This window comes from Tahibacter soli, from assembly GCF_025717065.2.
GTDB classification, from domain to species: domain Bacteria; phylum Pseudomonadota; class Gammaproteobacteria; order Xanthomonadales; family Rhodanobacteraceae; genus Tahibacter; species Tahibacter soli.
The window spans coordinates 1,082,630-1,104,124 of the sequence record NZ_JAOVZO020000018.1 but is presented as its reverse complement, the minus strand read 5'-3'; the positions used below and the strand labels follow the sequence as shown (position 1 = coordinate 1,104,124).

The 21,495-nt window shown below is 70.0% G+C and carries 24 protein-coding genes; 16 read left to right on the top strand and 8 right to left on the bottom strand.

Going from position 1 to position 21,495, the window contains the following annotated elements:
- Positions 1-43 precede the first annotated feature (43 nt).
- A complete protein-coding gene (locus tag OD750_RS18265; protein ID WP_263544056.1) occupies positions 44-220 on the bottom strand; it encodes a hypothetical protein in 177 nt (58 codons plus the stop codon).
- A 17-nt stretch (positions 221-237) separates the two neighbouring features.
- Between OD750_RS18265 and OD750_RS18260 the strand changes: the two genes are divergently transcribed.
- Complete coding sequence (locus tag OD750_RS18260; protein ID WP_263544055.1) at positions 238-552, top strand: hypothetical protein; 315 nt, start codon at positions 238-240, stop codon at positions 550-552.
- 40 nt (positions 553-592) lie between these two features.
- Here OD750_RS18260 and OD750_RS18255 read toward each other — a convergent pair whose 3' ends face one another.
- Positions 593-1,825 (bottom strand): MFS transporter, encoded by a 1,233-nt coding sequence (locus OD750_RS18255; protein WP_263544054.1) that lies wholly within the window; start codon positions 1,823-1,825, stop codon positions 593-595.
- Positions 1,826-1,927: 102 nt separating this feature from the next.
- Between OD750_RS18255 and OD750_RS18250 the strand changes: the two genes are divergently transcribed.
- On the top strand, positions 1,928-2,509 hold the full coding sequence (locus OD750_RS18250; protein WP_263544053.1) for a TetR/AcrR family transcriptional regulator: 582 nt from the start codon (positions 1,928-1,930) through the stop codon (positions 2,507-2,509).
- Here the strand turns inward: OD750_RS18250 and ligD are convergent.
- The gene (gene ligD, locus OD750_RS18245) at positions 2,463-5,003 is read right to left on the bottom strand and encodes a DNA ligase D (protein ID WP_263544052.1); all 2,541 of its coding nucleotides are present in this window, start codon (positions 5,001-5,003) and stop codon (positions 2,463-2,465) included. The two genes, OD750_RS18250 and ligD, sit on opposite strands and share 47 nt — an antisense overlap.
- 242 nt (positions 5,004-5,245) lie before the next feature.
- On the opposite strand from ligD, the gene OD750_RS18240 reads away from it, so the two are divergent.
- The 3 genes from OD750_RS18240 to OD750_RS18230 are packed head-to-tail and all read left to right on the top strand — an operon-like array spanning position 5,246 to position 6,075.
- Positions 5,246-5,590, top strand: coding sequence for an EF-hand domain-containing protein (locus OD750_RS18240; RefSeq protein WP_263544051.1), 345 nt, complete (start codon positions 5,246-5,248; stop codon positions 5,588-5,590).
- A complete protein-coding gene (locus tag OD750_RS18235) occupies positions 5,591-5,791 on the top strand; it encodes a hypothetical protein (protein ID WP_263544050.1) in 201 nt (66 codons plus the stop codon).
- Complete coding sequence (locus tag OD750_RS18230; RefSeq protein ID WP_425508239.1) at positions 5,791-6,075, top strand: hypothetical protein; 285 nt, start codon at positions 5,791-5,793, stop codon at positions 6,073-6,075. Before OD750_RS18235 ends, OD750_RS18230 begins: the two co-directional genes overlap by 1 nt.
- Before the next feature lie 42 nt (positions 6,076-6,117).
- Here OD750_RS18230 and OD750_RS18225 read toward each other — a convergent pair whose 3' ends face one another.
- Both OD750_RS18225 and OD750_RS18220 read right to left on the bottom strand, forming a co-directional pair.
- A complete protein-coding gene (locus tag OD750_RS18225) occupies positions 6,118-6,672 on the bottom strand; it encodes a DUF4142 domain-containing protein (RefSeq protein WP_263544048.1) in 555 nt (184 codons plus the stop codon).
- A 53-nt stretch (positions 6,673-6,725) separates the two neighbouring features.
- Complete coding sequence (locus OD750_RS18220) at positions 6,726-7,586, bottom strand: BON domain-containing protein (RefSeq protein WP_263544047.1); 861 nt, start codon at positions 7,584-7,586, stop codon at positions 6,726-6,728.
- Between the two features lie 267 nt (positions 7,587-7,853).
- Between OD750_RS18220 and ku the strand changes: the two genes are divergently transcribed.
- From ku to OD750_RS18200, 4 genes are all read left to right on the top strand, one after another.
- Positions 7,854-8,765, top strand: a complete 912-nt coding sequence (gene ku, locus OD750_RS18215; protein WP_263544046.1) for a non-homologous end joining protein Ku — start codon at positions 7,854-7,856, stop codon at positions 8,763-8,765.
- A 9-nt stretch (positions 8,766-8,774) separates the two neighbouring features.
- Positions 8,775-9,188, top strand: a complete 414-nt coding sequence (locus OD750_RS18210; protein WP_263544045.1) for a histone H1-like repetitive region-containing protein — start codon at positions 8,775-8,777, stop codon at positions 9,186-9,188.
- A 246-nt stretch (positions 9,189-9,434) separates the two neighbouring features.
- The gene (locus tag OD750_RS18205; RefSeq protein ID WP_263544044.1) at positions 9,435-10,832 is read left to right on the top strand and encodes a S8 family peptidase; all 1,398 of its coding nucleotides are present in this window, start codon (positions 9,435-9,437) and stop codon (positions 10,830-10,832) included.
- 81 nt (positions 10,833-10,913) lie between these two features.
- Positions 10,914-11,285 (top strand): YciI family protein, encoded by a 372-nt coding sequence (locus tag OD750_RS18200; protein ID WP_263544043.1) that lies wholly within the window; start codon positions 10,914-10,916, stop codon positions 11,283-11,285.
- On the opposite strand, the gene OD750_RS18195 is transcribed toward OD750_RS18200, so the two are convergent.
- Entirely contained in the window at positions 11,273-12,103 is an 831-nt protein-coding gene (locus OD750_RS18195) for an ankyrin repeat domain-containing protein (protein WP_263544042.1), read from the bottom strand. The genes OD750_RS18200 and OD750_RS18195 overlap by 13 nt on opposite strands.
- Positions 12,104-12,260: 157 nt before the next feature.
- On the opposite strand from OD750_RS18195, the gene OD750_RS18190 reads away from it, so the two are divergent.
- Complete coding sequence (locus OD750_RS18190) at positions 12,261-12,956, top strand: 2OG-Fe(II) oxygenase (protein ID WP_263544041.1); 696 nt, start codon at positions 12,261-12,263, stop codon at positions 12,954-12,956.
- A gap of 52 nt (positions 12,957-13,008) precedes the next feature.
- On the opposite strand, the gene OD750_RS18185 is transcribed toward OD750_RS18190, so the two are convergent.
- Positions 13,009-13,773, bottom strand: coding sequence for a plastocyanin/azurin family copper-binding protein (locus OD750_RS18185; protein ID WP_263544040.1), 765 nt, complete (start codon positions 13,771-13,773; stop codon positions 13,009-13,011).
- A 125-nt stretch (positions 13,774-13,898) separates the two neighbouring features.
- The gene (locus tag OD750_RS18180; protein ID WP_263544039.1) at positions 13,899-14,627 is read right to left on the bottom strand and encodes a TorF family putative porin; all 729 of its coding nucleotides are present in this window, start codon (positions 14,625-14,627) and stop codon (positions 13,899-13,901) included.
- Between the two features lie 217 nt (positions 14,628-14,844).
- On the opposite strand from OD750_RS18180, the gene OD750_RS18175 reads away from it, so the two are divergent.
- The 6 genes from OD750_RS18175 to OD750_RS18150 are packed head-to-tail and all read left to right on the top strand — an operon-like array spanning position 14,845 to position 21,485.
- Entirely contained in the window at positions 14,845-15,465 is a 621-nt protein-coding gene (locus tag OD750_RS18175; protein WP_263544038.1) for an RNA polymerase sigma factor, read from the top strand.
- Positions 15,462-16,112 carry an anti-sigma factor family protein gene (locus OD750_RS18170; RefSeq protein ID WP_263544037.1) on the top strand — a complete coding sequence of 217 codons (651 nt, stop codon included), beginning with the start codon at positions 15,462-15,464 and terminating at the stop codon, positions 16,110-16,112. The genes OD750_RS18175 and OD750_RS18170 overlap by 4 nt, the downstream gene beginning before the upstream one ends.
- Positions 16,099-17,820: a S8 family peptidase gene (locus OD750_RS18165; protein ID WP_272842033.1), complete on the top strand. Its 1,722-nt coding sequence runs from the start codon at positions 16,099-16,101 to the stop codon at positions 17,818-17,820. The genes OD750_RS18170 and OD750_RS18165 overlap by 14 nt, the downstream gene beginning before the upstream one ends.
- Positions 17,706-18,473: a DmsE family decaheme c-type cytochrome gene (locus OD750_RS18160; RefSeq protein WP_272842059.1), complete on the top strand. Its 768-nt coding sequence runs from the start codon at positions 17,706-17,708 to the stop codon at positions 18,471-18,473. The genes OD750_RS18165 and OD750_RS18160 overlap by 115 nt, the downstream gene beginning before the upstream one ends.
- 16 nt (positions 18,474-18,489) lie before the next feature.
- Positions 18,490-21,048 carry an MtrB/PioB family outer membrane beta-barrel protein gene (locus OD750_RS18155; RefSeq protein WP_263544033.1) on the top strand — a complete coding sequence of 853 codons (2,559 nt, stop codon included), beginning with the start codon at positions 18,490-18,492 and terminating at the stop codon, positions 21,046-21,048.
- Between the two features lie 35 nt (positions 21,049-21,083).
- Entirely contained in the window at positions 21,084-21,485 is a 402-nt protein-coding gene (locus OD750_RS18150; protein WP_263544032.1) for a plastocyanin/azurin family copper-binding protein, read from the top strand.
- Positions 21,486-21,495 lie beyond the last annotated feature (10 nt).

The following is a 21,495-nucleotide window of genomic DNA, read 5'->3' as shown; positions in this document are numbered from 1 at the left end:
GCGCGTTGGTCCGTCCACGAACGTCGCGCGATTGTGGCACGCGCTACGCGCCGAACACCGCCTTCGCTTCGAGAAACGCCTCGAGGCCGAACCGCCCCCATTCGCGGCCGAGCCCCGACTGCTTGTAGCCGCCGACGCTGCGCGCGGAACCGTCGCGCGGCTGGCCTGCGACGACGCCGATGCGGCGCCGTGCGAAACGGCCGGCGTCTACGATCCGCACGACCTCGCCGCCCAGTTGTGGCTCGTCGGCTGCGCGCTCGCGACGGCCGGGAGCGACGATGCCGCGCGCTACGCGACGGCGCCGCTGCCCGAGTCCGCGTTGCGTCCCGGCTGCGCCAGACCGAACTCGTCGCGCGCGCGACGCTCGCCTTCTGGGGCGACAACGCGTACGTCGCCGCGCTCGGCCCCGAACGCCAGGCGCGCGTGCTGCGGCGGTTCGTGTTCGTGCTCGAACTCAATCAGCGCGCGTGGGGCGAGATCGCGCGATTCTACGGTGCGCAGCCCGATCTGCAGCTGCACGGGCCGTTCGGTCGACCGCTCGCGCCCGCGTGACGGCACCGGCGCCGCAAGGCGGCGCCGGAGTCCGCGAGATTCACGCCGCGTCGCACTCGGCGAGCTTCGGCCCCGCCGCACGCGCACCGCCGAACGCGCCGACGACGAACGCGGTGGTCAACGCGAGCGCGCCGCCGAGCGCGAATGCGCCGCCGATGCCGCTCGTATCGACGAGCAGGCCGCCGACGAACGCGCCCGACGCGAGCGAGGTCTGGAACGCCGTGACGACGATCGCCGAACCGCTCTCGTACGCGTCGGGCGCCGCTTCGTACATCCACACCGGAATGACGACCGGAATCGCGCCGAACGCGAGGCCCCACAGCGCGACGAACACGTACGCCCAGGCGCCGTGCGTGCCGAGCGCGGCGGCGGCGAGGATCGACGCGCCGACGAGCAGCGTGGCGGCGACGAAGGCGCGGCGCAGGCCGGTCGCGATCAGCCGCTCGGCGAGAAACGTGCCGGCGAGACCGGCGATGCCGTAGACGAGGAGCACCGCCGTCGTCGTCGCGGCGCCGGCATTCGGCACGGCGCGCAGGAACGGCTCGAGATACGTGTACGCGGTGAAATGGCCGGCCGCGATGAACAGCGTGGCGATCAGGCCGATGCGCGCTTTGGGAACGTTGAACAAGGCGAGCATCTGCCCGGCGCTCACGCGCTCCTTCACCGGCAGCGACGGCAGCAGCGCGAGCTGCGCGACGAGCACGACCGCGCCGGCGATCGCGGTCATGACGAACGCCGAGCGCCAGCCGGCGAAATTGCCGACGAGCGCGCCGGCCGGCACGCCGAGCACGGTGCCGATCGAAACGCCCGCGGAAATGATGGCCGTGGCGCGCGCACCGAGCGACTCGGGCACGAGTCGCCGGCCTGCGGCGATCGCGAACGTCCAGAAACCGGCGACCGCGAGGCCGAGCAGCACGCGCCCGGCGAGCAGCACGGCGAGATTCGGCGCGAATGCCGCGACGAGGTTCGACACGATGATCGCCGCCGACAGCAGCGCGAGCACGATGCGCCGGTCGAGCCGGCCCGCGCCGATGGTCAGGAGCGGCGCCGCGATCGCCGCGACCACGCCGGGCACGGTGACGGCGAGGCCCGCGACGCCGTCGGAGATGTGCAGGCCGTTCGCGATCTGGCCGAGCAGGCCGATCGGCATGAATTCGGTGGTGACGAGCAGAAACGTGCCGGCGGCGATCGTCAGCACGGAGGCCCACGAGCGCGTCGACGCGGAAGTGTCGACGGCGGGTTGCGCGAGCGGCGGTTCGAGAGTGGCGTTCATTGGCAGTCCATTAAAGTAACGATCGTTACCATAACAAACGTTACTGAAATTGCCAGAAACCTTCAAGCATTTCATAATGACCGTTACCAAAGGACTACGCCCATGGGCCGACACCGCCAGTACGACCCCGACGAAGTGCTCGATGCCGCGCTCGACCTGTTCTGGCGCCAGGGTTTCGAAGGCACGTCGATCGCCGACATCACGGCCGCGACCGGCGTCGCCGCACCCGGCCTCTACGCCGCTTTCGGCAACAAGGAAGCGCTGTTCTTCAAGGCGCTCGACCGCTACCAGGAGCGCTGGCTCGCGAGCGTGGCCTGTGCGCTGGCCAAACCCGGCGCGCGCACGGCGGTCGAGGAGTTCCTGCGCCGCAACGCGAAAGTGCTGGTCGAGCGCGAACACCCCGGCTGCATGGGCATCAACGGCGCGATCGCCTGCTCGGCCGGCGCCGAATCGGTGCGGCTCGAGCTCGTGCGCCGCCGCGAAGGCAACGAGGCGCTGCTGTGCCAGCGCCTGAAGCGCGCCAAGGCCGAAGGCGACCTGCCGCCCGACACGACGCCCGAAGACCTCGCGCGCTATCTGCAGACGGTGAACCAGGGCATGGCCGTGCACGCCAAAGGCGGCGCGACGCTCAAGGAACTCAACCGCGTGATCGACCTCGCGCTGCGGTTCTGGCCGGCCGGGTGACATCCTCGCGCGGCAGCGACTGCCGCACGTCGTCGATGTCGTTCCACGGATCGCGCTTGCGCCGGCGCACGAACGCCGCGGCGTTGTCGATCGTGTAGTCGGCGCCGCTCGCGAGCTTGCCCAGGCTTGCCCACGACAGCGGCATCGCGACGCCGGCGGCGTCGCGCGCACGCAGCGAGTACGACGCGACGCTCGTCGCGCCGCGCCCGTTGCGCAACCAGTCGATGAAGATGCGGCCCTTGCGCCGGGCTTCGCCCGCGACCGCGACGTAGTCGTCGGGCGCGTTCGCCGCGAGCGTTTCGGCGAACGCGCGCGCGAACGCCTTCACCGCATCCCACGGTTCGGCCGGCTTGAGCGGCACGACGACGTGCAGGCCCTTGCCGCCCGACGTGCGCAGGTAGCCCGAAAGGCCGATCGCATCGAGCGCGCGGCGCACGTCGCGCGCGGCCTTGACGACGCGCGGCCAGGCGACGCCGGCGGCCGGATCGAGGTCGAACACGAGCCGGTCGGCATGGTCGGGATCGTCGGCGCGCGCGCCCCACGGATGGAATTCGAGCACGTTCATCTGCACGAGTTCGACGAGGCCCGCCTCGTCGTCGATGCGCAGATAGTCCTTCGTGCCGTTCTTCTCGGCGATCGGCGTGCCGTACACGTGGTCGCCCCACCCGCGTCCGAGATGCTTCTGGAAGAAGCATTCGTGCGCGATGCCGTCGGGACAGCGCACGACCGACAGCGGCCGTCCGGCGATCTCGCGCAGGATCTGCGGCGCGACCGCGCGGTAGTAGTCGGCCACGTCCTGTTTCGTCTTGCGCAGCTTCGGGTACGCCACGCGTTCGGGATGCGTCAGCACGACATCGGTCATCGCTTTCTCCTTGCGCACGGCGGCTCGGCCGCGCAGATCGGCCGGCGACTTGTCGCGCCGCAATGCCTTGAACGCCGGCTGGCGCAGCAAGCCTTGCCCGCCGGTGCCCTGGTGGAACACCTCGACGACGAGTTTCGGGCGCACCCACGTCGATTCGCGGCGTTCGCGCGGTTCGAGCATCGACACGTCGACGACCGGCGGTTCGCCGACGACATCGCGCGCGAGCGCGCGATGCAGTTGCCGCAGCAGCGCGTCGTCGAAGCCGGTGCCGACGCGTCCGGCATATTCGAACCCGCCGCCGCGCGCGGGGCGTCCGAGCAGCAGCGCGCCGAACCCCACGCGCGCGCGCTTCGGCGCGGTGAAGCCGACGACGGCGAATTCGTCCGACGCGCGGCGCTTGACCTTGACCCAGTCGCCGCCGCGTCGGCCCGAATAGCCGCTGTCGACGCGCTTGGACACGATGCCTTCGTAGCCGCCGTCGACGATCTGCGCGAACACGGTCGCGCCGTCGCCGACGTGATGCTCCGAATAGCGCAGCGCCGCATGCGGTCGCGACGCGATCCGTTCGGCGAGCAGCGCCTTGCGCTCGAGCAGCGGCACGTCGCGCAGCGTGCGGCCGTCCGCGTGCGGCAGGTCGAACAGCATGTACGTCACCGGCACCTTGTTCTGCGCCGACAACCGCCCCTGCAGCGCGTTGAAATCGACGGCGCCGCCGGCGATCACCACCATCTCGCCGTCGATCTGCGCGTCGCGAAACCCGAGCGAGGCGATCGCCTCGGCGAGTTCGGGCACCTTCGCGGTCCACTCGATCGCATTGCGCGACCATAGCCTCGCCTTGCCGCCGACGACGGTCGCGAGCAGGCGGTAGCCGTCCCATTTGACTTCGTGCAGCCAGCCGTCGCCGGCCGGCGGCGCATCGCGGACGGCGCAGAGCTCCGGCGCAAAAGGCGCGTTGTCGATCTTTTCCTTTTTCGATCGCACCGGCGGCGACGCGCGTTCGCGCGCGCTGCGCTTGGCGGTCTTTTTCGCGGGCGCTTTCTTCGTCGCGGTTTTCCGGGCCGCTGGGGGTTTTTCCGTCGTCTTCCACACGCGCCGCCGCCGCGTCTTCGGCAGCGGGCGGTCGGTCTTCGCATCGACGTAGTCGTCGGCCTCGCGCTTGCCGGCATATTCGTCGTCGTGCTTGATCAGCAGCCATTGCTGCTGCCTGCCCACCTTGCGCGTGCGCACGAGCACCCACGAACCGCGCAGCACGTCGCCGTGCAGCGAAAACTTCAGTTCGCCTTTTTCGAATCCTGCGCGCGCGCCGTTCTCGGGTTTCCACGTGCCGGTGTCGTAGACGTCGACATGGCCCGCACCGTAGTGGCCTTCGGGAATGTCGCCTTCGAAACCGGCGTACGAGATCGGATGATCCTCGACTTCGACCGCGAGCCGCTTGACCGACGGATCGAAGCTCGGGCCTTTCGGCACCGCCCAGCTCTTGAGCACGCCGTCGAGTTCGAGGCGGAAGTCGTAGTGCCGCCGGGACGCGTGATGCAGTTGCACGACGAACAGCCCGCCGCCGCGCCTGCCGCCCTTCGCCGGCTCCGGCGTCTGCCCGAAATCGCGTTTGCGCCGGTATTCCTTGAGCGCCATGCACGGCCTCCTCGTTTCTTCCTGCGGCGAGTGATGCCACAACCATGCCGATGCGCGGATCGCGCGATCGCGGCGACACGCACGGCGGCACCGGGGCATATCGCACGAGGCCGCTTCCGGTTCGGGCAGTCTGCATAAAACGCGCCGCCGCTCGCGCCTGCGCGGCGGCGCGGCGCGTGGCATGCGGCTTGCGTCGTACGGAATGCGGGCCGCGCACTTCGCCCGCGCAGAGGAGGTCCGCCATGAACAAGTCCACGTTGTACGCCGCCCTCGCCTTCGCCGCGTTCGCGGCGTTCGCGCAGCCGCTGCATCCGGCCGATCCGCCCGACAACCGCATGCCGCCGCCCGCCCAGGACCCTTTGAAGCCGATGCCGCCGCAGCCGGTTGAAAGCGAACGCGCCCAACGCCCGGTCAATACGTTCGACGCGCTCGACACGAACCGCGACGGATTCCTCACGCGCGTGGAGTTTTCGGTGAACGACCCCGCGGCGGCGAACGAATTCGACCGGTACGACAGCGATCGCGATGGCAAGCTGTCAAAGGAAGAATGGCTGCGTTCGCAAAGCCCGTTGAACAAGGAGCGCTGAATGACCCCGCATGAAGCCACCCCGCGCCCGGTGACGCCGGGCGACCCGCCGCCGCAGCCGCCGGGACAGACGCCGCCGCTGCCGACGCCCGGGCCGCCGCCCGGCGACGCGCCCCCCGCGCTCGAAGCGTTCGCGCAGGCCGATCCCGAGCGGGTCGTCGAAGCCCTGCTGCGCCAGGCATTCGAAGTGGAGACGCCGTGATGCGCCTGCGCCTGCAACTGACCGGCACCGACGACGTCGCGGCCGAACTCATCAACCGGCTCGGATCGCTCGGCGGCGTCGAACGCGTCGAGGAAGTCGGCGACCTGATGCCGCACATGGACGACGACGATTCGAGCTCGGCCGGCCTGCCGGACGACGAAGGCCCGGGCGTGCATCAGATCGAACTCGTCGTCAGCGCCGGAGCGCTCGACGCGGTCCGCGCGCTCGCCGTCGAACTCGCGCGCGAGCGCGATGCGGCGCTCGAGTTCGACGAATCTCTCTGAAGAAGCCGCCGCCGGTTCGCGCGAACCGGCGGCGCAACGAGATCAACGCCCCGCCACTTCCTGCTTGAGCGCCTGCGCCATGCGCAGATGGCGCTCGAGCATCGGCAGCGCTTCGCGCGCGAATTCGCGCACGGCCGGCGCGCGGCTCTCCTGCGCGGTTTCGCGAAACAGCGCGACCGCCGTGCGCGCAGATTCGACGACGACGTCGGCGAACACGGCGTTGAATTCCAGACCGTCCTTGTTCGCGACCGCGTCGATCTTCGCGCGATGGTCGGCGTCGATGTCGTCCGGCAGCTCCCAGCCTTCCTGCGCCGCGAGTTCGAGCAGGCGGTCGTTGAGCTTGCCTCGCTCGTTCGAGAGCGTCGCGCCGAATTTCTTGATGTCGGTCTGCGTCGCGTGGCTCGCGGCGAGACGGCCGAGACTCATCTCGGCAAGGCCGCCAACGGCCGCGCGATGCAGGAAGTTTTCGTCGACGGCGTCGATGGTCTCGAGCTCGACGGCCTGGTGCGACGGCGGCGGCGCCTGTTGCTGCGCGACGGCAGGCGCGGTCGCCGCGAACGAGAGAATGACAAAAGTTACGAGTGGAAGACGAAACATGGTGACCTCCTCGACCGAGGCCGGACGGCGGCATGCCGCCGTCCGCGTCGGAATCAGTGCTTCTTGACGACGTCTTCGCCGGCCGGCGACGGCGCACCGTGCGCCGGATCGCCGCGCCGCACGCTCAGGCGGTTGACGACATCCTTGACGCCGCCGCAGCTTTCGACGACGTCTTCGGCGCGATGTTTCATCCACCGCTGCGGCACCGTGCCGTCGAGCGTGACGACGCCGTTCTTCGTTGCGACGACGATGTCGCCGGCGTCGACGCGCTCGTCGTCGGTCAGCCGCTCGCAAACGTCCTCCTGGATGCGCGCGTCGGCGCGCGCGTAGCCCTTCGGCCCGCGTCCGCGGTAGCTCTCCGCGCCGTGCACGCTGTGGCCCTGCGTTTCGGCGTAGCCGGGGTACGGCGCGGCGCGCGTCCAGTTCGCGCCGAGGTCGCGGCCGTAGGGATCGTAGCGCGCGTCCTCGTCACGGTTGCGGTAGTCGCCGCGACGATCCTCGTCGCTGCGCGGGCCGTAGTAGTACGCGCCGCGCCGATGGCTGACGTCGGTGCCGGCCATCGGCCCGGCAGGCTGCAGATGACGCGGCAGGTCCGGCGAGGCGGTCCAGCGTCCGCCGCCGCGATATTCGCCGAAGTGGCCGAACGCGCCGTATTCGGGACGATTCCAGTCGCCCTCGCGCATCTCGCGCGCGCTCGACGGATAGCGCGCGCCGTAGCCCGCGCCGCGCTCAATGTCTTCGGATGAGCCGCGACCGCGCGGTTCGCCGAAGCGGCCGCCGTCGGGTTCGTTGTAGTACGGCTCGCCGCGGTTCTCGTCACCGAAATCGTAGCGCTCGTCTCGGTTGCGCGTCTCGTCGTTTCGGCGCTGCATCCCGCGGTCGCGCGCGTTCGGGTCTTTGTGGCGATGGTGCATGTGCGTCTCCTCGGATGATCGGGCGCGACTCCCCTCATTCGCCCGTCAGAGGCAGCAAGCGGCATGCCACGAGCCGTTTATTTTTGTACTCGACCCGTACTGGCGATGCGCGGGGTCTCGTCCGAGTCCGTGCCGCGCAAGTTGCACGTCGGTGGTCCGGCGCGGCGCAAACTGCACGAGCGCGGCGCCGGCGAAGGCCGCAGCACTCCGGATTCGCGCTGGCATTCGTCTTGCGTCTTCGGATTGCCCCGCCTGACGGAAAATCCCATGGCACGCCCGATCTGGAATGGAACGCTGTCGTTCGGCCTGTTGCAGGTGCCGGTGCAGCTCATGCCCGGCGAACGTTCGGTCGACCTGCATTTTCGCCTGCTCGACCGGCGCACGAAGGATCCGATCCGCTACGAGCGCGTGAATTCGGAAACCGGCGAGGAAGTACCGTGGAAAGAGGTCGTGAAGGCCTACGAATACGCCAAGGGGAGCTACGCGGTCGTCGACGAGAAGGACCTCAAGGCGGCCGCGCCGGAATCGACCGAGACGATCGACGTCGAAGCGTTCGTCGACGCCGAGGCGGTCGATCCGCGCTATTTCGAAAAGCCCTACGTGCTCGTGCCGGGCAAGCGCGCCGAGAAAGGCTACGTGCTGCTGCGCGAGACGCTCAAGAAAACCGGCAAGGCCGGCATCGCGCGGCTGGTGATCCGCACGCGGCAATACCTCGCGATGGTCAAGCCGCATGACGACGCGCTCGTCGTGCTGCTGATGCGATTTCCGCAGGAGCTCGTCGACGTCGACGACTACGCGCTGCCGAAAGGCACGTCGACCGCGCATCGCGTCACCGCGCGCGAGGTCGACATGGCCGGCAAGCTCGTCGAGTCGATGAGCGTCGACTTCAAGCCCGCCGACTACCGCGACGATTTCCGCGCGAAGCTGCGCAGGATCGTCGAGGCGAGCGTGAAGAAATCCGGCGGCAGGAAACCGCGCGAACGTGCCGCGAAGCCGGCCGAAGCGGAACCGGCGACGAACGTCGTCGACTTCATGTCGCTGCTGGAAAAAAGCCTTTCGACCGGCAAACGCACGGCGGCGGCGGGCGGCGGCAAGCCCGCGGCGAAGAAGAAACCGGCGCGCGGCGCCGCGAAGAAGAAATCCCCCACCAAGACTACGCGCCGGCGCAAGGCCGGTTGAGGAGGCAAGATGCCACGCGGAGACAAGTCGGCCTACTCGGGCAAGCAGAAGCGCAAGGTCGAGCACATCGAGGAGAGCTACGAGGAGCGCGGTGTGTCCAAGGACGAGGCGCAGCGGCGCGCATGGGCGACCGTGAACAAGGAGGACGGCGGCGCGAAGCCCGGCCCGAAGGCGAAGCGACCCGCGGCGAAGAAGCGCAGCGCGAGCAAAACCGCTGCGAAAAAGACGGCTGCGAAGAAGGCATCCACGAAGAAGACAGCCACGAAGAAGAGCGCGGCGCGCAAGTCGCCGGCGAAGAAGACGGCCGCGAAGAAGACGGCCGCGAGGAAATCGACTGCGAAGAGGCCGACTGCGAAGAGGTCGTCGGCCGGCAAATCGACCGCGAAAAAGGCCGCGACGAAGAAGTCCGCCCCGCGGCGCTGAAGATGCCGGACGTCGCCCGCGCCGGCGGGCTTGACGTCGCGTTGACGTCTTCGCAATTAATGTAAAAAAATCAGCGTTTTCCTCTTTGCCGTGCTCGGGGGCACGGCGAAACGGGGCCGGAAAACGCGGCAACGCATGACGAAACGATGCGCAACGACGCGGGCGGCGCCCGCGCGGTGCGTGCGTCCCGAAGCGGGCGCGAACGGTCGTGCCCGCTCCTGTCACCTTAAGAACAGGAGGATTCCGATGCGTGCCATGAACTCTACGATGCGGCTGCGCGTGCTCGCGTTCGCCGTCGGCATCGCGCTGTGCGGCGCGGCGAGCGCGACCGGCGACCGGCAACCCGCCCGTGTCTACGTCGACGATCTCGTCGCCGGCAGCGCGCACGACCGTTTCATCGTGAAATTCCGCGACGAGTCGGCCGAGTTCGCGAATGCCGATTCGCGACGCTTCGCGCTCGACGACGCGGCGCTGCGCCGCGGCGTGAGCGCCGCGCACGTGCGGCGCCTGGGCATAGGCGCCGACCTCGTCGGAGTCTCGCGCGGCCTCGGGCCGAAGGAAGCCGCCGAATTCATGGCCGCGCTCGCGCGCAATCCGAACGTCGAATACGTGCAGGCCGACGCGATCGTCACGGCGGTGCTGAACCCGAACGACACGCGCTATCCGGAACAATGGAACTATTTCGAGGCGACCGGAGGCATCGCCGCGCCGGCCGCATGGGACGACAGCACCGGTGCGGGCGTCGTCGTCGGCGTGATCGACACCGGCATCACGAACCACACCGAACTCAACGCGCAGGTGCTGCCGGGCTACGACTTCATCACGAGCGCGTCGACCGCGCGCGACGGCAACGGCCGCGACGCGAATCCGGCCGACGAAGGCGACTGGTACGGCATCCTGCAGTGCGCCGGCGATCTCTTCGGCAGCCGCAACTCGAGCTGGCACGGCACGCACGTGGCCGGCACGATCGCCGCGGTGACGAACAACGCGGCGGGCGTCGCCGGCGTCGCGCACGGCGCGAAGATCGTGCCGGCGCGCGTGCTCGGCAAATGCGGCGGCGCGCTGTCGGACGTCGTCGACGCGATGATCTGGGCGTCGGGCGGCACGGTCGCGGGCGTACCCGCGAACGCCAATCCGGCCGAGGTGATCAACTTGAGCCTCGGCGCGTCGGGCGCCTGCGACGCGGCGTTCCAGAACGCGATCAACGGCGCGGTCGGGCGCGGCACGACCGTGGTGATCGCGGCGGGCAACAGCAACGCGAACGTGTCGGGATTCCGCCCGGCGAACTGCGCGAACGTCGTCGCCGTCGCCGCGACGACGCGCACCGGCAACCGCGCGAGCTTCTCGAATTTCGGCGCGGGCATCGACGTATCGGCGCCCGGCGAATCGATCCTCTCGACGCTCAACGCGGGCACGACGACGCCCGGCGCGCAGGGCTACGCGATCTACAGCGGCACGTCGATGGCGTCGCCGCACGTCGCGGGCGTGGTCGCGCTGATCCAGTCGGCCGCGACGACGCCGCTGACGCCGGCGGCCGTCGAGGCGCTGCTCAAGAGCACGGCGCGAGCGCTGCCGGGCACCTGCACGGGCGGCTGCGGCGCCGGCATCGTCGACGCGGCGGCGGCGGTCGCCGCGACGCCGTAGCGAGCCTTTCGCGCGACGCGCGGGCGCATCGCCGCGCGTCGCGTGCATACTCCGCATCTTGTCATCGAGACGGAGCGGCCGATGCTGTACGCGATTCTTTGCTACAACGACGAGAACATCACCGACAACTGGACCGCCGAAGAAGACGCCGAAGTCATGGCGCGCCTGGGCGCCGTGCAGCAGGAACTCGCCAAGCAAGGCAAGCTCGGACCCGTCGCGCGACTGCAGCCCACGCGCACCGCGAAGACGGTCCGCAAGAGCGACAACCTGCTGCTCGTCGACGGTCCGTTCGCCGAAACGAAGGAGCAGCTGCTCGGCTTCTACATCGTCGACTGCGAAACGAGCGACGAGGCGGCCGACATCGCGCGCCGTCTCGCCGCAGCCAATCGCGGCGTCGGCGGCTACGAGATCCGCCCGGTCGGCGTGTTCTTCGGGAACGCTCAGGGCGCCTGAGCCGCCCGGTCTTCGAGCCAGTACGCGATCGCGTCGCGACCGAGATAGCGCGCCCATTCCAGCGGCGTCGCGCCGTGTACGCGGTCGCGCACGTCGAGCGACGCGCCGGCGTAGACGAGCGTCATGACGGCATCCAGAGAACCGGCATCGACCGCGTGATGCAGCGCGGTAGCGTGCGAGTGCAGGTTTGCCGGGCTGTAGGCATCGACGTCGGCGCCGGCCGCGACGAGCACCGCGAGCACCTCGGCACGGCCGTACAGCGCTGCCACGGTCAAGGCCTGCCGGCGCTCGTCGGCGCTCGCGCCCGGCAGGCGCGCGGCGAGCGCATCGGGTGCGGCGAGTGCGGCGTCGATCGCCAGACTCGATGCGGCGCCACGTTCGGCCAGGCGTCGCACGGCGTCGATCTCGCGATGCGCGATGGCGGGCAGCACCGCGGCGTCGACGTTCGCGCCGGCGTCGGCGAAACGGTCGATCAGCGCGATCTGAACGCCGCTTTCGCGCGCGACGCGGCCCGAGGCGACGAGCGCCAGCGCGGTATCGATCTGCGCCTGCCGGTCGACGACGGCGTGTTCGGCAAGCGCGTCGAGCAACAGCTGCGCGACGTCGGCGACGTTCGGCGCGAGGCGTTCGCGCCGCACCGGATTGCCGGCGACGAACCACACGAGGTACGGCCGCGCGAAATACCCCTCGCCCGTGTCGGCACGCATCGACAGCAGCGACGGGTGCGCGGCGACGAGCGCCGACAGCGCCGCGACGTCGCCGTCGTCGATCGCGGCGACGGCCTGGCGAAACAACGGATCGTGCAGGTCGATCAGCACGGCGAAGGCTCCGCGGCGGCGACGCGCGCAGCTAACCGCGGCGGCGCCCGCGACGCAAGTGCGCATCGCGCGACCGTGGCGCGGCTGCGGCGGGCCGGTGCCGCGCGAGCGCAAGATCCGGAGTGTCGCGCGACGTTCTCGGCCCTAGCCTTGCCGCATGAACCTTTCCGAACTCGACTGGCCGCGCATCGCGGCCGACCTCGACGCGCACGGCCACGCGCATGTCGAACGCCTGCTGCCGCCGGACGCCTGCGCCGCGATCGCGGCCGGCTACGACGACGACGCGCGGTTTCGCAGCCGCGTCGTCATGGCCCGGCACGGCTTCGGCCGCGGCGAGTACCGCTACTACGCCTACCCGCTGCCCGAACCGATCGCCACGCTGCGCCGCGAGATCTATCCGCGGCTCGCGCCGATCGCGAACCGATGGAACGAAGCGATGGGCGTGGACGCGCGGTATCCGGCGACGCACGACACGTTCGCCGAACGCTGCCGCGCGGCCGGGCAGACGCGTCCGACGCCGCTCCTGCTGCGCTACGGCGCGGGCGACTACAACTGCCTGCACCAGGATCTGTACGGCGAACACGTGTTTCCGCTGCAGGTGGCGATCCTGTTGTCGCAGCCGGGGCGCGACTTCGACGGCGGCGAATTCGTGCTGACCGAGCAGCGTCCGCGCATGCAGTCGCGCGCCGATGTCGTGCCGCTGGCGCAGGGCGACGCCGTGGTGTTCGCGGTGCATCACCGCCCGGTGCGCGGCGCGCGCGGAACGTATCGCGTGAATCTGCGCCACGGCGTCAGTCGCGTGCGCGCGGGGTCGCGGCATACGCTCGGCATCATTTTCCACGATGCGACATGACGAGGCCGCCTCGCGGCGGCCTCGTCGGTGCGGCGCTCGAATCGACCCGTGGCTACGGGCAGGACATGCCCTGAATCTGCGTCAGCCGCGTCAGCGTCATCGTGCCGGTCGCGGTGAACGCGGGGTCGGTCGTCGTCCAGTCGACCTTGCCCGCGTTGCAGCCGGTGATCGTGAACGTCCACGTGCCCCACGGGTTGTTGACGATCGACGCCGGGTTGAAGTTCGGCGGGAAGCGGCCGCCGCTCGAACGGTTGACCTGCATGACGATCGTGCCGCCGTCGATCGTGCCGGTGCCGACGAGCCATGCCGGGTTGCCGGCGTTGTCGAACGTGAACCAGAACGCCGTGACGAGCGTCGGCGTGATCATCTCGAACTGGAAGCCGTGGCCGTTCTGCGCCGGGTCGTACCAGTTGCCGGTGATCGCCGGCGTGATCGTGAACGGCGGATCGCCGCCCTGCACGATGATCGTGCCGGCCATGCCGCTGCCGGGCGCGCCGTGCGCGTCGCAGAAGTAGCCGAACGTGCCGGCGGTGTTGAACGCGACCGTCGCGCTCCAGCCCGCCGAACTGAGATTGCCGTTGCCGCCCGCGCCGTCGCAGCCGGCCGCGCAGCGGAACGCGCCGCTGTCGGCGACCACATTGTGGAATCCGCCGGCATTGGAAAATGTGACCGTGTCTCCGCGCTGGATCGTGAGCGTCGACGGCGTGAACGTCAGGCCGCCGCCGCCGACCCGCACCGTGTGGTTGGCCGCGGTCGCGACCGAGCCGGCGGCGAGCAGGAGCACGCCGACGAGCCATTGCTTCAATATGCCTTTCATGAAACCTCCTTGACGCACGCTGCAACCCCGCGACCGGCGACTGCCGGCAGCGATACGAACGAGCACCCGCCGGAAGCGGACGTCGTACCGCGTGAGTGCGGCCTGCGTGCGGGAAGGTTGCGCGGCTAGAAGCTCCACACGACGGTGGTGACCCAGCGCGTGCGCGTTTCCGAGCCCATGTAGTAGCGGCGCGCGTCCGCATCGGCCCAGATGGCGGACGTATAGACGTTGAAGTCGCCGATGCCGTAGCTCAGGCCGATGCTGCCGTAGGCGTAGCCGAGGTCGGCGACCTCGTGCAGGTCGTAGTAGCCGAGTCCGGCATTGAGCGAGAGCCGATCGACGAGCGGCTGCGTGTAGCCGAGCTCCACCGTCGCGGCATAGCCGATGCGCGTCTTGTCGGGATAGCGGAACACGCCCGGCGTGTCGGGCGACAGCGCCACCGAGAGCCGCCAGCGTCCGCGCCAGCCGATCGCGGCGGTGAGATCGTTGTAGTCGAGCTCCTTGCGCCAGAAGTTCGACGGCGAGTCGTAGTGCACGACGCCGACTTTCGCGGACCAGTCGTCGTCGATCTGCCAGCGCCGGTCGGCGTACCACTGGAACTGCGCGCCGGCTTCCTGGAACCGCGGCCGTTCCGAACTCGCGCCGACGCCGGCGACCCAGCCGTTGCCGAAGTCGTAGTGCAGATCGGCGAGCCACGCCGAACTGCCCTGCGTCAGGCTCACGCCGCGGTAGACGTTGTCGTTGCCGTAGCCGAGCGCGCCGCCGAAGCCTTGCGCGGCGGCCGTTCCGCTCGTTGCCAGAACGAGCGCAAAGCCGAGTCCGCAACGCCGCGAGCGGTGGGTATTGCCTGCCATGGACTGCCTTGTCTGCCTGTCGTCGGACGAACTTACACCGTTGGCGCCGCTTCGATTTGCGGCGGCTTCTCAAAAGCGACAACCTTTCGGCGCGCTGGCGGCACTCACCGCATGAAACCCGGTCCCCCGGCCCGGTTCCACGCTCCCTTCACCCCGCAAACGGCGGGAGTGTTTCACGCGACAACGCCCGCACGCGATGGATACTCGACGCCGATTGATGAAATCTACCACCGACATCGCCGACACCCGCACCGATGCCGACGCGTTCGAGCGCGACGCGCTGCGCGCCGTCGCACACGGAGACCGCGCGGCGTTCGAACGCCTGTACCTGCGCCATCACGCGCCGCTCGCGCGGTTCATCGCGCGACACACGGCCCGGCGCGACCTGATCGACGAAGTGATCAACGACACGTTCTGGATCGTCTGGCGCAAGGCGGGCGAGTTCCGCGGCGATTCGAAGGTCGGCACGTGGATCATCGGCATCGCCTACCGCTGCATGCTGAAGTCGCTGCGCAGCCACGCCCCGGTGCCCGAAGCGGCCGACATCGACACCGACGACGCGCTGCCCGGCGGCGCCGAATCGAGCGAGAGCGAAACGCGCGAACTCGCCGACTGGGTGCGCCGCGGTCTGGCGCTGCTGCCGCCCGAGCAGCGCACCACGATGGAACTCGCCTACTACCTCGGCCAGTCGTGCGAAGAGATCGCCGCGATCATGAATTGCGCGACCGGCACCGTGAAAGCGCGCATGTTTCATGCGCGACTGCGCCTGCGCAACACCCTGCCCGCGCTCGGCGGCGACGCCGCGCAGGCCATCGACACCCGGAAACAGCCGTCATGACGCCAGCCACGCCCCTCACCCACCGCGAAACCTGGGAACTGATCCCCTGGGTCGTCAACGGCACGGCGACGCCGAACGAACGGCAGGACGTCGAACGGCACCTGCGCGACTGCGCCGACTGCCGCGACGAATACGCGCTGCAGATGCAGTTTCACGCGGGCATGAACGCGGGCGGCGACGTCGAACACGACGCGCAGCCGTCGCTGCGGCGCCTGCTGGCGCGCATCGATACGCCCGAAGAACAGGCGCTGTCGGCCGACGCCGCGCCGCCGGCCCGCGCGCGCTGGCCGCAGTGGCTCGCCGCCGCGGTCGTCGTGCAGGCGATCGGCCTGGCGCTGCTCGGCGGCGCGCAGCTCAAGCAGGCGGGCGCGCCGGATGCCGGCTATCGCACGCTCACGAACGCGCCGGCCGCGAGCGCGGCGGCGATCCGGCTGGTGCCGTCGCCGCAGCTGTCGCTGACGGAACTGTCGCAGCTGCTGGCCGCGCAGCAATTGCGCGTCGTGGAAGCGAACGCGGACGCGACCATCCTCGGCGTCGCGCCGACGCACGAGGCGGCCGACGTCGACGCGATCGTCGCGCGGCTGCGCGCAACGCCAGGCGTGCTGCTCGCCGAACCGGCCGCGGGGGCCGCCCATGCGCCGCGCTGAGCGCCTGCGCCGCACGCTCGCCGCGCTTGCGCTCGCGGGCGCCTCGTGCGCCGCGTTCGCACGCACGCCGCCGATGCCGGACTGGCCGAACGCGCGCGACACCGATCGCATGATCGTCGTCGCGGTCGGCGACAAGTCCGACCCGGCGCCGGCCGCCGGCGCCACGCCGCGCGGCTACGACCGCCTGCCCGACTACGCCGGAGGCACGCGCGGCAAGGCGACGGCCCGACGGCTGTCGGCCGAATACGGTCTGCGCGAAGTGTCGGCGTGGTCGATCGAACCGCTGCGCCTGCGCTGCATGGTGTTCGCGCTCGCCGACGGCGACGCGCCGGACGCGATGCTCGAACGCCTCGCCCGCGACCGCCGCGTGCGCATCGCGCAGCCGCTCAACGAATTTCGCACGCTGACCTTGCCGGCCGCACCGGAACCGGCCGGCTACAACGACCCGTACCTGCAGCTGCAGCACGGCTTCTCGACGATCGAGGCGGCGTCGGCGCAGCGCTGGACGCGCGGCGGCGGCGTCAGCATCGCGGTGATCGACACCGCACTCGACGCGAACCACCCCGACCTCGCCGGCCGCGTCGCCGCGCAGCGCAACTTCGTCGGCGCGCCGGACGCCGCGATCGCGCCCGAACGCCACGGCACCGAGGTCGCCGGCGTCATTTCCGCGGTCGCGAACAACCGTCTCGGCATCGTCGGCGTCGCGCCCGACGCGCGGCTGTACGGCTATCGCGCCTGCTGGCCGGTCGAGGCCAACGCGAGCGCGGCGCGCTGCAATTCGTACACGCTCGCGCTGGCGCTCGCCGCGGCGATCGCGTCCGACGCGCGCATCATCAACCTGAGCCTCGGCGGGCCGCGCGACGCGCTGCTCGAAGAACTCGTCGGCGTCGCCGTCGAGCGCGGCGCGATCGTGATCGGTGCGGTACCGCCGGACCGGCGCATGGACGGCTTTCCGGTCGGCGCGCGCGGCGTGATCGCCGTGCGTTCGACCGAAGACCCGGCGCCCGACGCGCCGGCGCTCGCGGCGCCGGGCCGCGACATCCTCACGCTCGAACCCGGCGGCAGTTTCGACTACGCGTCCGGCAGCTCGCTCGCGACGGCGCAGGTCAGCGGCGCGGTCGCGCTGCTGCTCGCGCTCAAGCCGAAGCAGGACGCCGGTGCCTTGTATGCATTGCTCAATCGTACACAAAGCAAGACCGGTGCGAGCATCGACGTCTGCGCCGCCGTTGAAGACCTGCGGCCCGGCGACGGCCGCTGCGACGCGAGCCCCCTAGCCAAGCACCTGCGACGGAGCATTAGCCGATGGTTCGATGGATATTGTTCGCGCAGCGATGCGCGAGGCGGGCGGCCGTCTGCGCGATGCTCGCGGCAGGCATCGCGAACGCGCAGCCGGCGACCGACGCGGCGCGCGACCTGCCCGCGTCGAATCTCTCCGCCGACGACGCGCAGGCCGGCGCCAGCCGGTTTCTCGCCGCCCCGGGCTTCGCCCGAGCGACCGTCGCCGTCAATCCGGCCGCGCCCGGCGCGACGCCGGTCGGCGAAAAAACCTGCATCGCCTGCCATCAGCTCGAAAGCGAGCACTTCACGCATACGCTGCACGCGCTCGGCCTGCATGCGGCGTCGAAGGCCGACCCGTCGATACCGGTCTGCGAGACCTGCCACGGCCCCGGCTCGGCGCACGCGCGCGATCCGCAGCAGGCCGGCCTGATCATCGGCTACACGCGCACGTCGGGCACACCGATCGCCGTGCAGACGAAGACGTGCCTCACCTGCCACGCCGGCGGCGCGCGCGACCACTGGCTCGGCTCGATCCATCAGCGCAACGAGCTGTCGTGCAGCGACTGCCACAACCCGATGGCGAAGTTCTCCGGCGACGGCCTGCTCGCGCGGCGCTCGATCGACGAGACGTGCGCGCAATGCCACAAGGACGTGCGGGTGCAGTTCGACCGGCGTTCGCACATGCCGCTGCCCGAAGGCAAGATGAGCTGCGTCGACTGCCACAATCCGCACGGCTCGCTGACCGAGCCGCTGCTCAAGACGAACACGGTCAACGAAACCTGCTACCAGTGCCACGCCGAGAAGCGCGGGCCGTTCCTGTTCGAGCACGCGCCGGTGCGCGACAACTGCCTCACCTGCCATACGCCGCACGGCTCGAACCAGCATGCGCTGCTCGTCGCGCCGGTGCCGTTCCTGTGCCAGCAGTGCCATGCGCAGACCGGCCATCCGAACGAACTGCAGACGCCGAACTCGCTCGGCAACGGCCGTCATCCCGACGAGCGACTGATGGGGCGCGCGTGCCTGACGTGCCACGCCCAGATCCACGGCTCGAACGCGCCGTCGGGTCCGAAATTCCACGAATAGCGCACGGAGGACCGCCATGCATCGCAACGTTCCTGCCCTGCGCCGCTCGCTGTTGACCACGGCGCTCCTCGCCACGCCGCTCTTCGCCGCGGCCGACACCGGCGCCGGCGTCGACACCTGGCGCGCGAGCAAGCTCGACCCGACCGCCGGCGCCGCGAGCGCGACGCCGGACCCGCGCGGCACGTCGTGGCTCTCGCCCGGCCAGCGCCGCTCGCCGGGCGGCATGCTGTACCTGTGTCCGGCCGAACCGCCCGACCTGACCGACGCCGGCGACTGGGCCTGGTACGGCAATGTGCAGTTTGGATATTTGTCCACTTCCGGCGACGACGGCAACGCGCTGTGGAACCGCTACGTCGCGTGGGACAGCGGACTGGTGCTGGGCCTGTTGCAGCTGTCGGCCCGCCGCGCGGCCGACGGCAGCTACGCCGACGTGCGCGCGAACCGCACGAGCGAGGACGACGCGTTCTTCGAGGCCGCGTTCGGCCGCGCCGGCAGCTACAAGGTGCAGGCGTTCCTGCGCGAACTGCCGAACGTGCTGTCGCACAACGCCAAACCGATCTGGAACGGCGTCGGCACGAACGCGCTGACCTTGCCGGCGAACCTGTCGCCGGCCGGCAGCACGACCGAGCAGGTCGCCGCGGCGTCGGCCGCGACGCCCGAACGCACGCTCAAGGTCACGCGCAGCAAGCAGGGCGTCGGCTTCGACATGTTCCTGTCGCCGCAGTGGACCGTGCACGCGAACTTCAGCGACGAGGAACGCAACGGCGCGCGGCCGTTCGGCGGCGCGTTCTACTACGGCTTCGCATTCCCCGACAACGCCGCGGTGTTCGAAACGACGAAACCGATCGACGACCGCACGATCAACCTCGGCGCGGCGCTGCGCTACGCAGGCCCGGTCTGGCGCATGGATTTCGCCTACGCCGGTTCGTTTTATCGCGACCGCTATACGCGCTACACGTACGAAAACCCGTTCGCGCTGACGCCGATCGTGCCGGGAGCGACGTCGCCGCCGCTCGTGCGCGGGCAGTTCGCCACCGAGCCCGACAACGGCTACCACAACCTGCGCGCGACATTCACGCGCAAGCTGCCGTGGAACGGCGAAGCTTCGCTGACGGCGTCGGCCGGACAGATGCGCCAGAACGACGCGCTGATCGCGCCGATCGACTGCACCGGCACGTTCGGCATCGACGGAGACGGCAGCGGCGTGCCCGGCCCGAACAATCCCTTTCTGTATTCGTGCGCACAGTGGAATACGCCGGCCGCACTGTCGCGACCGCGCGCCGATCTTGCGATCGACACGACCCGCGTCGACGCGCGCGCGACGCTGCAACCGGGCGAACGCTTCACGCTGCGTGCCGGTGCGACGTTCAACCGCGACGACTATCGCGGCACGTATCTCGCCTACAACCCGCTGACCGGCGACTACGGCTATATCACCGAAAACGGCGCGGCCGGCAGCCTCGTGCCGGGCGCGGTCGGCACGTGGAATCCGCTGACGTCGCCGTCCGCGATCGTGCGCGTGCGCAATCTGCCGCTCGACCGCGAGACGACGAGTGCGAATCTCGGCGCCGACTTCCGCGCGTCCGAGCACAATACGTTCGGCGCGACGGCGTCGTTCAAGCGCGACGAGCGGACGAACCGCGAGCGCGAACGCGCCGACACGTCGAGCGTGAAGCTGACCTGGATCAACCGCGCGCTGGCCGGCGTCACGCTGCGCGCGAACGCGACGTGGCTCAAGCGTCGCGGCGACGACTACGTCTACGATCCGTACGGTTTCACCTACTCGACCAGCCTGCCCGGCTTCGTGCCGCCGCCCGACGGCGTGCCGTCGTTCACGGTCGACGCGATGCGCAAGTACGACCTCGCCGACGTCGACGAAACGAAGTTCGACGTCATGGCGACGCTCGCGCTCGCCGCCGACATGACGCTGTCGGCGACCGTGCGCGGCGACCGCAACGACTACGACGCGCAGATCGGCCGCCAGCGCTACGACACGCTCGGCGCGACGCTGCAGTGGGAGTGGCAGCCCTCGCCCGCCACGCGCGCGAGCGCGTACTTCGGCTACGACATGTCGCGGCTCGATCTCGCCAACGTCGGCGACGTCAACACGACGCCCGACCCGACGCTCGGCGGCGCCAACTATCCCGATTCCGCGCGCTGGTGGAGCACCGATCGCCAGCACAACCGCAACGCCGGATTCACGCTCGATCGCAGTGTCGGACGCTGGCGCTTCGACGCGGCGTGGAACGCGCTGTACGCGCGCGGCATCACCGACTTTCGCTTCAACTCCGGCTCGGCGCTCGCGTACTTCGCCGACAGCATCGGCGGTATTCGCGACGGCGCGTTTCCGGCGCTCAAGTACCGCGTCGACTCCGTCACCGTCGGCGCGACCTACGCGTGGTCCGAACGCTGGTCCGTTCGCGTGTTCGACCTCGTCGAGCGCGGCCGCATTGAGGACTGGCACTACTTCGGTTTCGACGCCGAGCGCGCGTTCGGTCGCCGCATCTATACCGACGGCGGACCGGAAGACTATCGCGCGAACCTGATCGGCGTGCTCGTCGACGTCAAGCTTTGAAACGGGGGAAATATGTCAACAAAAGGAAAACTCCAATGCGCCTGAAAATTTTGGTCGGAATGCTCTGCACCGCCTGTCTGCCGGCCATGGCGGCCGATCACATCGTGCAAGTGGGCCTCGGCAACACGCTGACCTTCACGCCGGCGAACCTCACGATCAAGGCCGGCGACACGGTGACGTTCCAGGGCGTCGCCGGTTTCCACAACGTCGCGTCGAACCCCGGCGCGGTAACGGCGTTCCGCTGCGGCCCGAACGGCTGCGACGGCGTCGGCGGCGGCAACGGCGATCCGGGCGGCGGCACGTGGTCGCAGACCGTCGCGTTCCCCACCACCGGCACGATCGGCTACTTCTGCGAAGTGCACGAGGGCCAGGCCATGACCGGCGTGATCCAGGTCGATCCCGTGCCGGTGACGCTGCAGTCGTTCGATATCGACTGAGGCCCGATCG

Excerpts from the sequence above, each read along its gene's own strand:
- OD750_RS18165 (WP_272842033.1), top strand. The coding sequence starts at position 16,099 with ATGCGCCGCGCTGAGCGCCTGCGCCGCACGCTCGCCGCGCTTGCGCTC.
- OD750_RS18155 (WP_263544033.1), top strand. The coding sequence starts at position 18,490 with ATGCATCGCAACGTTCCTGCCCTGCGCCGCTCGCTGTTGACCACGGCG.
- OD750_RS18210 (WP_263544045.1), top strand. The coding sequence starts at position 8,775 with ATGCCACGCGGAGACAAGTCGGCCTACTCGGGCAAGCAGAAGCGCAAG.
- ligD (WP_263544052.1), bottom strand. The coding sequence starts at position 5,003 with ATGGCGCTCAAGGAATACCGGCGCAAACGCGATTTCGGGCAGACGCCG.
- OD750_RS18230 (WP_425508239.1), top strand. The coding sequence starts at position 5,791 with ATGCGCCTGCGCCTGCAACTGACCGGCACCGACGACGTCGCGGCCGAA.
- OD750_RS18220 (WP_263544047.1), bottom strand. The coding sequence starts at position 7,586 with ATGCACCATCGCCACAAAGACCCGAACGCGCGCGACCGCGGGATGCAG.
- OD750_RS18235 (WP_263544050.1), top strand. The coding sequence starts at position 5,591 with ATGACCCCGCATGAAGCCACCCCGCGCCCGGTGACGCCGGGCGACCCG.
- OD750_RS18185 (WP_263544040.1), bottom strand. The coding sequence starts at position 13,773 with ATGAAAGGCATATTGAAGCAATGGCTCGTCGGCGTGCTCCTGCTCGCC.
- OD750_RS18255 (WP_263544054.1), bottom strand. The coding sequence starts at position 1,825 with ATGAACGCCACTCTCGAACCGCCGCTCGCGCAACCCGCCGTCGACACT.
- OD750_RS18250 (WP_263544053.1), top strand. The coding sequence starts at position 1,928 with ATGGGCCGACACCGCCAGTACGACCCCGACGAAGTGCTCGATGCCGCG.
- ku (WP_263544046.1), top strand. The coding sequence starts at position 7,854 with ATGGCACGCCCGATCTGGAATGGAACGCTGTCGTTCGGCCTGTTGCAG.
- OD750_RS18175 (WP_263544038.1), top strand. The coding sequence starts at position 14,845 with ATGAAATCTACCACCGACATCGCCGACACCCGCACCGATGCCGACGCG.
- OD750_RS18150 (WP_263544032.1), top strand. The coding sequence starts at position 21,084 with ATGCGCCTGAAAATTTTGGTCGGAATGCTCTGCACCGCCTGTCTGCCG.
- OD750_RS18205 (WP_263544044.1), top strand. The coding sequence starts at position 9,435 with ATGCGTGCCATGAACTCTACGATGCGGCTGCGCGTGCTCGCGTTCGCC.
- OD750_RS18240 (WP_263544051.1), top strand. The coding sequence starts at position 5,246 with ATGAACAAGTCCACGTTGTACGCCGCCCTCGCCTTCGCCGCGTTCGCG.
- OD750_RS18190 (WP_263544041.1), top strand. The coding sequence starts at position 12,261 with ATGAACCTTTCCGAACTCGACTGGCCGCGCATCGCGGCCGACCTCGAC.
- OD750_RS18180 (WP_263544039.1), bottom strand. The coding sequence starts at position 14,627 with ATGGCAGGCAATACCCACCGCTCGCGGCGTTGCGGACTCGGCTTTGCG.
- OD750_RS18200 (WP_263544043.1), top strand. The coding sequence starts at position 10,914 with ATGCTGTACGCGATTCTTTGCTACAACGACGAGAACATCACCGACAAC.
- OD750_RS18170 (WP_263544037.1), top strand. The coding sequence starts at position 15,462 with ATGACGCCAGCCACGCCCCTCACCCACCGCGAAACCTGGGAACTGATC.
- OD750_RS18225 (WP_263544048.1), bottom strand. The coding sequence starts at position 6,672 with ATGTTTCGTCTTCCACTCGTAACTTTTGTCATTCTCTCGTTCGCGGCG.